The organism is Flavobacterium johnsoniae (genome assembly GCF_001879205.1).
In the GTDB taxonomy this organism is placed as follows: Bacteria; Bacteroidota; Bacteroidia; order Flavobacteriales; family Flavobacteriaceae; genus Flavobacterium; species Flavobacterium johnsoniae_A.
On the sequence record NZ_MLFK01000010.1, the window covers coordinates 424,676 to 437,475 of the forward strand.

The following is a 12,800-nucleotide window of genomic DNA, read 5'->3' on the forward strand; positions in this document are numbered from 1 at the left end:
TTTTATATCGCTAAGCCTCTATCGAAATCGGCATGAAATTGTGGCGGAATTGTAGATTTAATAAGTGCTGTATTTTGAGCTGACCCCATTACAAATCCATGTGTATTTACTAAATCTGCAACAAATTCATTGCAATTTATTCTATGAAGCACTCTCTTAGCTCTACCTTTTGTAAATTTTCTCCTTAAAGGAGGGGTAAATTTTATTAAATTGGAATGACAATGAATTCTTCCCTCACTTCCCCAAGCCCCCTGTAGTTCATTATTCTCCCATACCAATGAAATCGAACCATCAGATTTTGCTAGAAACCCCAATGTCTCATAATATTCAATTTGAGAATCAAATCTCATTCTTCGTCTTTTTCCAAAGTATTGTTTATACATTTTTTTTTCTTTTAATTATCATTATAAATTTTTGCTAATTCTTGTTTGATCTGTCTAAAAGTTAAATCATAGTTCAACTCCGTATTTAATCCAGTATTGATACAATATATAAACGACTCCTTTCTATAGTAAACTTCATTTTTTAATAACGATTTCTCTATACTATCAGATTTCGCCAATAAACAAACAAGCTGATAATCTACGTTGATAGAATCTGTCTTATTGTTAGGATGAGCTTTCGTGTAGTGCTGAGTTGCTGTTAATTTTATCAAGTTCTCAAGGTAATGAGCCAGCAAAGGAAATTTGCTTTTAGGAAAAATATGATGAACCTGTGTTGCATCTCCATTACTCCACTGATCTTTAACTTCGCTATCAAAATACATTTTTTTTATTTGCCCAATTGCTTTCTGAACCAAATATGCATTAAATGCTGTACCTTCTATGATATTTTGCTCGCTTTCATCTAAAGCTTCTTGTCGAGACAAAGTTTTATCTTTAGATAAATCACGCCAGTTTTTACGATTATACATTAGGTCAGTATAATAAAATTGGTTAACTGACATTCTACCCTTAATAGAGCCTGGCAAATTATTTTCGCAAGCAAACACATTTAAAATCTTAGGAAATATCCTTCTAATTTCAATTTCTCCGTTTATTGCTGTATTGCCAATAATAAACTTAATAAAACGACTTTGTAATTCTTCAAAGTCGTTTTGCAACAAAAGACCATTCTCATACTTGTCTCTGTATTCTTCAAAAAATTTCAATAATCCACTATCTGATAAAACCTTTAAAAAATATTTGTATAAAAAATTATACGCATTCCTATCTTTTAAAGAAATATATTCCAATACATGTAAGTTCTCAATTTTATAAAAATTTTTAGTACCTCTTTTTTGGATATTCAAAACTCCAGCGTAGGCTAAAAGCCTCAAGGGTTGTTGAATAAATTTATCATATTCACTTTTAGTCGTGGGATTTGTAGCAGAAGGCTTGTTGAAAATAGCCTTAACATTTTTTATAAAATACTGCGAATCCCAAATATCTTGAACTACAAATTCCTTACTAGGATCACTTTCTCTTAAATTAATAACGCAATCTGCAATAATACACACCACATCTGGCGTACATTTTTGATCCATAAATCTAGCATCTTGCTTTATCCTTATGTCGTAATTTATTGTTTCAAGCAAATTTTGTAGTTCTACCATTTATCACATGTCTTTTAAAAGTCCGAAGAAAAAAACTGAATTATTATCAATATTTAAAGACCGTGTCCCATAGTTTCGTGCAACTGCATAAAACCTACTGAATTCTTCAGTTCCAAAATATTCTAAATCTTTTTCATTTACTGGACGACTTCCATTTCTCAATGTTAGAATTGCCACAGAACCATCAACAATAGCGTTTTTCGGCAAAAAACACGCTCTTGGATTATACGTTAAGTTAGGTACTAAAACAGCTGTTTCATTATTCATGAATTTTTTCACATCCAAGTTGTCGATATTATCAGTATACGAATCATAATTTTCTATATTTATAGTTTTATTAGATGCAATATTTCTAGATTTTAAAACTCTGATATTCCCATTGTCAGCTGTAATCTTTTTTGTTATTTGTCTGTCCCTATAAGCATTAAAAATGTTAAATTTCATCTTGTTTGATATAGTATCAAACATTTCATTTCTATATATTAACCAATAAGGAAAATCTTTTGAAAAGATATAATCTTGATCTTTAATACTTATTTCTTTTGTTATATATGACTCAATTTCAATAACATTATTTATAGACTTTTTCTGAGCATGAACCACAAAACTTATTGTTTCAATTTTTACTCCTTTAAATCCTTTTTCCCCATAATCTGTAATCTTTCTAACTTTTAAACTTTCCAGTAAATCTCTCGTTTTATTAAATTCTGGAGAGTTAATCAAACTTTTCGGAACTATAAGTGCTACAACACTACCTAATTTTAAAGACTTTTCTATGAAAAAAGAAAATATATTATTGGTATCAGTATTGTAAATTCCTTTTTTATAAGATGACAATAGTGATTTATCTTTTGTAATCTTTTTGTATGGAGGATTTCCTACGACAATATCGTACTTCTTTTCAAAATTAAACAGTAGAAAATCAAAATTGATAATATTTATTGAAACATTCTTTGGTACTTCTAACTTTTTCAACAATAATTTTAATGTATTAATAGAATTCACATCAATATCAACTACATCAATCGCTACCTTATTTACAGTTTTATATTTTTCGATTAAAAGCGGTAAAAAATTTCCAACGCCAATAGACGGTTCTAGGATTCTTAAAGTTTTAAATTCCTTGGCTTCAGGCAAATCTTTAATTACAGAATAGCATATATCCTGACTAGTATAATACGCCGAGTTTTCTGTTCTAGCGGTATTTGATAGTTCTGCAATTTTAGAAAGAATGGAATAGGGAAATTTAAGACTATTTGTTTCGATGAACGAATTCAAATTTTCGACCACTTCTAATTCATTTTCTTCAATTATCCTTTTAATACTCTGCTCATTGAAGTTTTCATTAAGTAAATAATTCTTAGCTTTTTTTGCTATTTGCTGAAAAATGATTGTTGGAACGGCCTCTCCTAGACAATGACGAATATTCATTTCTTCCTTTTTCAGGAATTTGATTTTATCTTCAACTGATAGTTTGTTTAATTCATCCAAGGATTTTTGAGTCCACTTAAAACTTTCGGGAACTGACATCATTAACATAACTTCGCGAATACTAAAAACCCTATCATCAACTGGATGAACAGTATTTTGACTAGATAATATATCATTTCTAGTGTGAATACAAGGTGCAACCTTGTTCCATAATTGTCTTTTATATTTATCACCGTTTTTATTGACATTATAAACAACAGAGCCATCAACAATCTTGTGAGGTACTCTGTCAGGATCAGCATTATCAAATGCGGATTCACCCTCTCCAATATTACAAATCCAATTACGCATAGCTGGACTGTATTTTTTAAAATTATGGTAAATATCTTCTTCTGATATTTCGCCCATAATTTTTAAACTTGGAAGCTTACCAATTATCTCTTTGAGTTTTCTCTCCTTAGATAGATTTGGAAAAATATCAAACGGAGTAACTTCTTTCAAATCCTTTCTTGTTCCAATAACTAAAGTACGCGTTCTACTTGAAGGATTACCAAAATCCTTAAAATTGATTACCTGATAATGAATATGATACTGACCTGCTAAATTCAATTCAATAGCTTCTTTTATACTTTTATCACTTCCATCAATATCGGTACAAATTGTATTCAAAAACGCTCTAACATTTTCAAAGACAAAAAATTTAGGTTTTATTTCTTTCGTAAGTAAAATTGATTCTATCACTAACGAATTCCTATTTAACTCGTCTCCCTTCTTATGATTCGCTACCGACATTCCTTGGCATGGAGGCGTGGCAATCAAAACATCAAGTTCTTCCGCTTTTTCGCTAATGTTCCATTTCAGAAGTTCTGAATAAATTTTATTTTTAGCATTTTTTGTTATAATGTCGTCACTAATATAACCGCTTTCGTATTCACATTTTGAATTATAACGCTGTATATCAAGTCTTTTTTCTAATATTTCAACAGTTGCTACACAGCGAAAACCTTCCAATTTGAAGCCATAACACCCCACTCCAGCACTGCTGAATAAACTTATATATGTTAATGGTTTCTTTAATTTCATTTATCTTATTTAAATGCCAAAACTACAAAAAAATACAGAATTTCTGGTCTTAAATTACTAGTTCTTTAAGCTTTTTTAATTAGTAAAAATCAATAAATACGCCAACATAATATCTGAACTAATTTCTAAAATCGCAATTAACTTCCAAACTTCTTAAATTTACAACTTAATATTGCGGAAAAGATGTAGAAACTTCAATTATTAGCCATATCTTTTAAAAATGTGTGCTTTTAAATTTGTATTTTTCGCACAATAAAAGCACTATTTATCTAAAATTTTGAAATTAACATAACAATCATTTTATTAAAACCGATCCTGAAAGCCATATGACACTAAAGGAAGCCATCTTAAAAAGCTTAGACGAACTGAATGCCGTAACAAATTATTCAGCAGTTCTTAATCATATAATCGAAAAAAATTATTATGATTTTGCTAATGCAAAAACTCCAGGTTCAACAATTTCCGCCATTCTTGGCGACTTCATTCGTAATGGCGATACCAGAATAAAACGCATTAAACGAGATGGAGGAAATTATTTTTATTATTTAACCAAAAATGAGCAAAATATAGGTATTGAAATTTTAAGTGGTGAAGTAGAAGTCCAATCAGTACTTCCCAATAAAACAAGTAGATCAAAATCATATGAAGAAAGAGATTTACATAAACTTTTAAGTAGTTATTTAAAAAATACTGATACATATTCCAAAACTATATTTCATGAACAATCTAATGGCAAGGACAGCAATCAAATTTGGACTCATCCAGACATGGTTGGCATTAAATTTTTAAATTTACAAACAAAAGTTAGCCAGAATTTTTTAAAATCTATAAATCGAGTTGATACTTTTAAGTTAAGTTCTTATGAATTAAAAAGGGAAATCAATAGCGACAGTGAATTAAAAAAAGCATTTTTTCAAGCGGTTTCAAATTCAAGCTGGGCAAACTATGGTTATCTTGTTGCTTTTGAATTTAGCGACAGCTTAAATGAGGAAATGGCTAGATTAAGTCAATCTTTTGGAATTGGAATTATTGAGCTAAATTCCAATCCGTACAAAAGTAAAGTTCTTCACCAGTCAACTTTTCGTGACCTAGATTTTAAAACAATAGATAAGTTATGTAAAATGAATAAAGAATTCGAAAAGTTTATTGATCAAACTGAAAAATTAATGACCGCAAGCGAAAAATACATTTCAGGTGCTGAAAAAGAACTAAGCGAATTTTGCGATAATTATTTTATTAATGATACCGAAATGGAAGATTACTGCAAATTAATGCATATACCTGTAACCTAATAAAATAATAGATTGCAAGCAGAACCCGAATTATCTATCCTCCTACAAGTGATTTCATCATAATAGGATAAATATCCAGACTTTCACTTCACAAAATTGAAAATACTCATCCATCAATTTAATCCTTAATTCAGCCTCACTTTTACTATATAAACTCTTATTTTAGAAAAATTTATGTATTCATTAAAATCTATACAGAAATGTAATACTTTAGAACATAAAAAATAGTCGATAAAGCTTATCGTTTTGGTCTTTTTCAGGCAATATTATTTCAATGAAATTTGTTAACATTTTGATGTACACTTTTTTTTAGTTCAGATTTTTTAAATAACATATTAAGACTACTATTTACTAGCGTTTTTAATAATTCAAAGAGGAACCTTTTCTTGAGCAAGATAAGTCCAAAAAAGCGACTTTTGAAGATAAAAAGCCTTTAAACATCGACATTTAAAGGCTTTTTAATTTGGAACAGTACGATGGTTGCTTGGAAAATAGCTAACCTATTAGTTGCTTTCCCCTTACATCCACTCATAGTTATCAATTGATATATTACTCCCGTCAAATAACTGCAATTCTTTCATTCTAAATATAGGACTTTGATCATAATCATAAGTAATTTCTTTACCAGAATAAATTATTTTTTCAAGATGGATTAAAGGATAAAAAATAATAATTTTAATTTTCTTAGAGTTTTTATTATGGACAATTAAATCCCTATTTGCTTTTAGAATATCCATAAAGCTAACGCTGTTTATATTATAGATAATTTTCCATTTAGCATCAATTATATATATTGTATCTTCAGTTTCAACAATAAAATCTGGAATGCTTTTAATATTTCCATGAATCTCGCCATCAATCATAATATTATAATCTTTGCCTGACTTAGGAAGTAAATTTATAGGTACTGCTGCTTTTAGATTTTCTAGATACTCAAGCACACATAATTCATACATATAGTCAGTTGAAAACCAAAGTGAATCTATATCATTAATTTTTATCTTTGAATTATCGGATTCCCAACCTAAAAGAAAAAGTAAATTATTTTTAAGATATACTAATTTTGAACTTTTATTAAAAATTTTGCTATTTAATGATTTATATATTTTAGCACGAGAGGTATTATTTTGATTGTATATATACCTATTTTTAATTGCTTTTTTTAAAATACTATTTAAAGTTTTTACTTCATAACCTATTTTGGAATTGTCAAAAAATGGAACTTTAAAATTAGAAAATAGCTTTATTGAACCTAAAGTAATTTCTGCAATTTTAGAATAATTTATGACAATATTTTCATTCTGATGAATTTTACTTTTATTGATTTCAATAATATTCTTTTTAATATCGATGGCACTTGATATGTCTTGTGAATAAAAATCATTTCTAATTATGATTTCTTTATTATGCTTTTTAAAAAAATTAATTATTTCAACTAATGACCTGCGATATTTCTTAACTAAATATTCTTCAATATTAGAAGCGTTAATTAAATCTACATCTAATATATTGTCTTTAACCTCTTTATATCCTTTATAGTTATGGTATTTTTTTTTAAGCCGTAAATATTCCTTAAAATAATTATTAAATAAAGCTGTCAAATCTTCTTTATTCGAATAAGTGCTAACAGAAACAGTTTTAGGCAAAATATATATTTTAATATATTTATTTTTGTCTCCTAAAAATTGATAAAAACCTATCTTATTACTATACTGATTTTTTGTAATTTCTGCAATAATAAAATTATTGACACTCTTAATTTCACTGTAAAAAAAATTGGTTAAATCTTCATTTTCGTAAAAAAAATAAGTTTCAATTATTGCTAAAGAATTATATGATTTATTTTCTTCTGTAAATTTAATCATCACCTTTAAAAATATTTTCGATAGATTTTATAAGTTCAGAATTTGCCAATGCATTCCCTCTAAAATAAAAGTTTTGTAATTCACTTGTTAATTCTTGATATGATCTAATATAATCTACAGCTAAATCAGAAGAAATTAATATATTTTTAAAAATATTCCAATCAATTTCTTTGAGGTCTTTAAAATCAACTAATACTTTATTTAAAGCTTGGCAAAAAGTAGCACTATCTGATACATCAATCCAAATTGCATGGCCAATTAAAAATCTGTCTGGATGCAATTCGTAATTTTTAATGAACTCTACAAGGATACTTTCATTTAGTAATCTAAAATATTGTTGAACTTTTTCTGACTTGATTGCGTTAAAATCTGGAAAAATATCAACAACTTCAAATCGTCTCAATAAATTATCTTCCATTATTTTTTTATCATCTCTATAATTTGATGTGCAAAAAAAATATAAATTTTTAGGAATACACATGTAGACGTCTTGACTGTCTTCTACTAAACTTGGTAAAATTACTTTATTGTCATTAGCTTTTTCAAGAACTAAATCAGAAACAAATCCAAAATCAATCTCACTGTCTAATTTATCTAAAAAGTCTTCAGAAAATACAACTCTTCTATTTGATTCAATTAAAAATATCAAATCCCCAATCAGTCTGTTTAAGTTGTTTTCTTGTACCTCTTCTAAAATTATGACATATGGTAAACTGGGATTAAGAATCGCTTTCGCAATATGCTTCAGTACTATACCTCTCTTTTCATAGTATTTTATTTCATTAGTATCCGTTGAGATAACGCCAATTCCCTGCATTAGTTCAGAGTTATTTAAACCTGAATGAACATTGATTCTGATTACATTCTTATTTTTTAATTTTTCAATTGTTAAGCATGTATCCTCAACTTCGCCAGATTTTAAGGCAAATATTTCGTTATTGATTATTTCTTCAAACTCTCTACTTTTACCTGTTCCTGGAACACCTTTTAATAAAACGTTTAAATATTTGTATTCATTTTTTAATGTTGCTGCTACAGTGCCATATAAATCAGATGAAAAACTATTCGCCATAGGTAAAATATTAAAAGTATTGTCAATTGTATTATTTCTCAGGAATTTTAGATAATCTGTATCATTTTTATGATTTTTAAAAATATCATAAGTTTTGTAAAAATAATTTATTTCATTAATTAGAAACTCTAAATCCGTATTGTTCAGAAAAATTGTAGCAGTAGAATTATCATAACTGATATATTCCAGACAGTCTCCTAATAATTCATGAAAGCCACTTTTAGAAAATCTCTGAAAAAAGTTGTCTTTATCTGGTATGTGATCATAAAAGGGCTTCTCCTCTGATGAGTTTTTTCGAATAAAATCTAAAGTGCTTAGATGATAATTTATATCGTCTCTATCCCTAATAATCGAAACAAAAGCCATGAATTCTTTTGCCGTGATTTGAATAATTCCTTTTTTATTAGCTAGCACTAAAAATTCTAATATAATCCAGTAGGGAAATATATTGAAATTTGAAGAGTCACCTTTGAAATTGACGTTATTTGGGAAATGCCATTTTTTATATTGATTTAAAAGTATTCTCTTTTTATCATAACATTGTTTTGTAAACAATAGACCTACCTCAGTTAATTCTATACTGTCATTAAGTAAGCCCAGTAATCTTGGTGTAGCTAAAGTTCTAGGATCCGTCCGATCTTTTAACTTAATCAGTATAGTATGAATACCAATGCCATGATTTGAAACATAGAAGTTTTTTAATGCTTCTTTTCTTTCGCTATTCATGCCGTCCGCTGTTATGACAGTGTATTTATTTATGTAATCTATTAATAATTGGTGCATTAATTTTTTTGATATTTTTTTATACTTTATTTAAATTTTCATAACTTTTGTAAGCTCGTTGATACAGGTATAGTAAGAAATGGATAAATGCCCTTGTCATGTTTATTATATGCTACCGGATAATTATTTCTAATTATTTTACTTTGAATAAAACCTATTGGATACAAATAATCCATATTTCCTCTCACAAAAAAAAAAATATTATCATGTTTAAACAATAAACTAAATTGACCTTTATCTATAAGCTTTCTGCCATACAATTCATTATCATTTATTGTTTTATTAATAATCTTATCAGCATATTTATTAAGGTACAGTTTCAGTTTTTATATCTAATCATTTGGCACTTATAATTACGTTATAATCATCAATTGTTAGATAATTTTCTCTAATGTTTTTTCCCAATCAGTACCCGATAATTTACAACATGCAAATTCGCCTAAAAAAACTAATTGAACTCTTTGTTCATATGATACATATACAACTGCAAAATGCTTTATAAAAGTATCTTTTTTTAAATTCAATTACCGCATAATTTTCATTTCATTTGTTATTTCTACCCTTTTCTATATGGCCTCTACTGCAGTTTGAACACCAGTTTGCTTTTCTGTGCATTGGACGTTAAAGCCGAAAAAAAGAATACAATGTAAAAAGATATATTTATCATGGTCTAACAGTTAGCTTTCTGGCAAACATAAAGAAAGCTTCCATTTAAACTTTACGGTTTTCCGTAAACAAGTACTATTTTGGTATGAAGACAAATACCTCTTTTTATAAATCTAACCCTTTAGACACACCCCGCTTTTCTCCCAGCGTTCCCCTCACCATCCAAAATCAAATAAAAAAATCTAGCGGAAAAAGAAAAACTAACTAACTAACTAACTAACTAACTAGCTAACTAACTAACTAACTAACTAACTAACTAACTAACTAACTGTATATGCAAACATATACTGGAGAATAATAAAAGAGCATTATAATAAATTAAAATCCGCTTTTTAGCTGCAATTCCATTTTATGGCTTTTATAAAATAGTCAGGCTGCTAATCGGTGTGCCGCAAAAAAGGAAAATAAAGCCGAATATAAAAAATAAGATGATACTTTTACAAAGCAGAATCTTAAAAACGGAAAATTATGGCACTAGAATTTGAAACGAGATTGAAATTATTGAAGTAATGGAAGGCTACCTGATAAATTCACGTCCGCCCGAGGAAGTCAGAAACAAAGTGGACATCAACTATAAAATAGAAAATCAAAGCATTATTGTTTTGAGATTCGTCCTTTTTGGGACAATCCAAGCCAAAAAATGGAGTTAAATGCAGCAAAAGCAACATTTGTGAAAACCGAGAACAAATGGAAAATATATTGGTTTAAGTCTGATATGAAATGGCATATTTACAGACCAGCTGAAAAGGTAAACAACCTGAAAGATCTTGTGAAAATCATTCAAGAAGATAAGCATCGTTGTTTTAGGGGCTAAACAAGAACTGGAATCGCGACAAAAAAGTCTCCACTTATTAGCTACAAATCCAGTATGTTAATGATATTTATAATACTATATATAAACTATTTTCTAAAACCTTTGCTAATTTCTTTACTAACTTCCTCCAGCAAAAATACAAACGCTTTCTCAACTATTTCAGTAGTAGAAAATTTAAGTTTATCACATTTCCAAACAACCTTTTGAGGGTAATCTAAATCAAAATTGTATTCAATTAGTTCAAGTAATTCTGGCTGTTTATTAGTTACATAAAAACGATTATAATAACTACTTACAATACCATCTAAGCGTCGTTCTTCAAAGTATGCTCCTTCAGCAGAATCTGGGGACTTAATTCCCAACTGAAAAGTTATGGAAAACTTCTCACACCTTATAACCGCAAAAGAAATATCATTTGATTCATAAGCAAAGTTCAACTCTGTAGAATTCTTATATAGTTTTACCTTCTCATCGACTATTTTATGAAAAAATTCCAATTCATTCCTTAAAATCACAGCACCATCAAATGAATCAATAAGCTTATTTAATTCCTGATTAATTTTTTTTTTATTTAACAATTCATTTGCCCTGTCAATTATTGGGTCATTCGATGGTTCATTGAAGTCTGGGATTGCTCCTAATTTCGGTCTTTCAATTATTGGATGGTCATAAATTAACTTTGCCAGTTTAAGTAGTTCCTCAAAATATTTCTTATCATCCACCATATTTTGATAAACTTTTGATTTTAGAAATTTAGGCGAACTAGTTTCTGAAGTCCCAATTCTTAAAATTGGAAGAAACTTTATTTTTGTTATATCCGACTCAAATATCTCCTGTGTTATCATTGTACTTTCATAACCAACGCCTTTTTTACGTTCTTCTGCTCGAGTTTTATAATTCGGAGTAAGGATTATTAAAACCTTATCAGCCTTCTCTATAGATTGTTCCATAAAATATGGCAAATCCGAACCAGTATTAAGCTGGTATTGGTCTAATATTACAATGATACCATATTTCTCTGTTAAATCTTTGGCAAGATTCAAAACCCATTCCTGATGTTCGGTATTATCCCAAGAATAAGATATAAATACAGTTTTTCTATTTTCCTCCATTTCTAGATATGTACCTTAAAATTGATTTCAAATTACTAATGTAAGATTATTTTCAATAGAATCTTACTTTATTTTTGGGAGTTATAGACATAAAAACGTTGGTAACAATAGTTAACCACATCTCAAATATCACCATAATTCTTTTAAATTTACAAAAAAAGATTATGAAGTACTTGCTAAGGGTTGGACAAATGATGAATACCAAGACTATTTTTTTATCATTGAAGATGCATATAATAATGGTGGTTTTGTAGATTATAACGCAAGAGTGGAAAGGTTAAACAATATTGGAGCAGAAAACGAAATTTTATATAACGTTACAGCACCAACGTATGAATCTGGTGTCAAAGGAATCGTAGTGTTTTGCAACGACCAAAATATTAAGTTTCCTTAAAATGTTATAAATCATGTTCTAACCAATCCCTATGTAGCTGGTGCATTTGAACGTTATGCAAAATAAAACATTTACTTTTCGAGAATAGCCTTAACTTTCTGTACCGTTCCTAGTGATCCATCTGCAATTGGATATACAAACATTTACGCGAGAATCAGAAAAGAATATTATAATAAATTGAAATCTAGCTTTTATTTGGTTACCAAAACATTTTGCATTCACAAAGAATTCCCATGAATCATAAAATAAAAATTCTGAAATAGATTGACATCATAACAAATATGATTACTAAAAAGCACTCATAATAGTTTTTTAAAGAAAAGCTCAAAACGCATCAGTCAACAGAAATACATCAACTTTAGATTTCTAATTCTATTGAAATTAGCGTATTATATTTGTAATCTTTATCGTTTTTAACCTATACATACATCAAGAAATTGACTAAAATTTCGAGGTACACTTTTTTCTTTGCCTTCTCTAAGATAACATATGAAGCCAAGTATTTACTAGGCGTCTAAATAATTCCAGGCGGAACCTCTTCATCCGCAACAAATTTACCATAAATCATCTAAATCTATTTTGAAAATAGACACTTTAAGTTTTGTGGCAGAATCGTGGCACTTTGCGTTTTTGGAAACTATAAATCCAGCAAAAATAAAGCTTAACGAGCGTAGGTTCGAAACTGTATAATTCA

8 protein-coding genes are annotated in these 12,800 nt (G+C 28.5%); 2 read left to right on the forward strand and 6 right to left on the reverse strand.

Features of this window, described 5'->3' with window-relative positions; all coding sequences use genetic code 11:
- Positions 1–2: 2 nt before the first annotated feature.
- Genes BKM63_RS20730 through BKM63_RS20740 form a run of 3 tightly spaced genes read right to left on the reverse strand, consistent with a single transcriptional unit; the run spans position 3 to position 4,108 of the window.
- Positions 3–383 carry a hypothetical protein gene (locus BKM63_RS20730; protein WP_071638476.1) on the reverse strand — a complete coding sequence of 127 codons (381 nt, stop codon included), beginning with the start codon at positions 381–383 and terminating at the stop codon, positions 3–5.
- 11 nt (positions 384–394) lie between these two features.
- Positions 395–1,594 (reverse strand): hypothetical protein, encoded by a 1,200-nt coding sequence (locus BKM63_RS20735; RefSeq protein WP_071638477.1) that lies wholly within the window; start codon positions 1,592–1,594, stop codon positions 395–397.
- Between the two features lie 3 nt (positions 1,595–1,597).
- Positions 1,598–4,108, reverse strand: a complete 2,511-nt coding sequence (locus BKM63_RS20740; RefSeq protein WP_071638478.1) for a DNA cytosine methyltransferase — start codon at positions 4,106–4,108, stop codon at positions 1,598–1,600.
- Positions 4,109–4,434: 326 nt separating this feature from the next.
- Here BKM63_RS20740 and BKM63_RS20745 point away from each other — a divergent pair, with 326 nt between their 5' ends.
- The gene (locus BKM63_RS20745; protein ID WP_071638479.1) at positions 4,435–5,400 is read left to right on the forward strand and encodes a hypothetical protein; all 966 of its coding nucleotides are present in this window, start codon (positions 4,435–4,437) and stop codon (positions 5,398–5,400) included.
- A gap of 518 nt (positions 5,401–5,918) precedes the next feature.
- Here BKM63_RS20745 and BKM63_RS20750 read toward each other — a convergent pair.
- On the reverse strand, positions 5,919–7,265 hold the full coding sequence (locus BKM63_RS20750; RefSeq protein ID WP_071638480.1) for a hypothetical protein: 1,347 nt from the start codon (positions 7,263–7,265) through the stop codon (positions 5,919–5,921).
- Entirely contained in the window at positions 7,258–9,063 is a 1,806-nt protein-coding gene (locus BKM63_RS20755; RefSeq protein WP_123907100.1) for a hypothetical protein, read from the reverse strand. Before BKM63_RS20755 ends, BKM63_RS20750 begins: the two co-directional genes overlap by 8 nt.
- A gap of 1,363 nt (positions 9,064–10,426) precedes the next feature.
- Between BKM63_RS20755 and BKM63_RS24000 the strand changes: the two genes are divergently transcribed.
- The gene (locus BKM63_RS24000) at positions 10,427–10,600 is read left to right on the forward strand and encodes a DUF3024 domain-containing protein (RefSeq protein WP_242661206.1); all 174 of its coding nucleotides are present in this window, start codon (positions 10,427–10,429) and stop codon (positions 10,598–10,600) included.
- 86 nt (positions 10,601–10,686) lie between these two features.
- Here the strand turns inward: BKM63_RS24000 and BKM63_RS20765 are convergent, their stop codons facing one another.
- Positions 10,687–11,712 (reverse strand): toll/interleukin-1 receptor domain-containing protein, encoded by a 1,026-nt coding sequence (locus tag BKM63_RS20765; RefSeq protein WP_071638482.1) that lies wholly within the window; start codon positions 11,710–11,712, stop codon positions 10,687–10,689.
- Between the last annotated feature and the right edge of the window lie 1,088 nt (positions 11,713–12,800).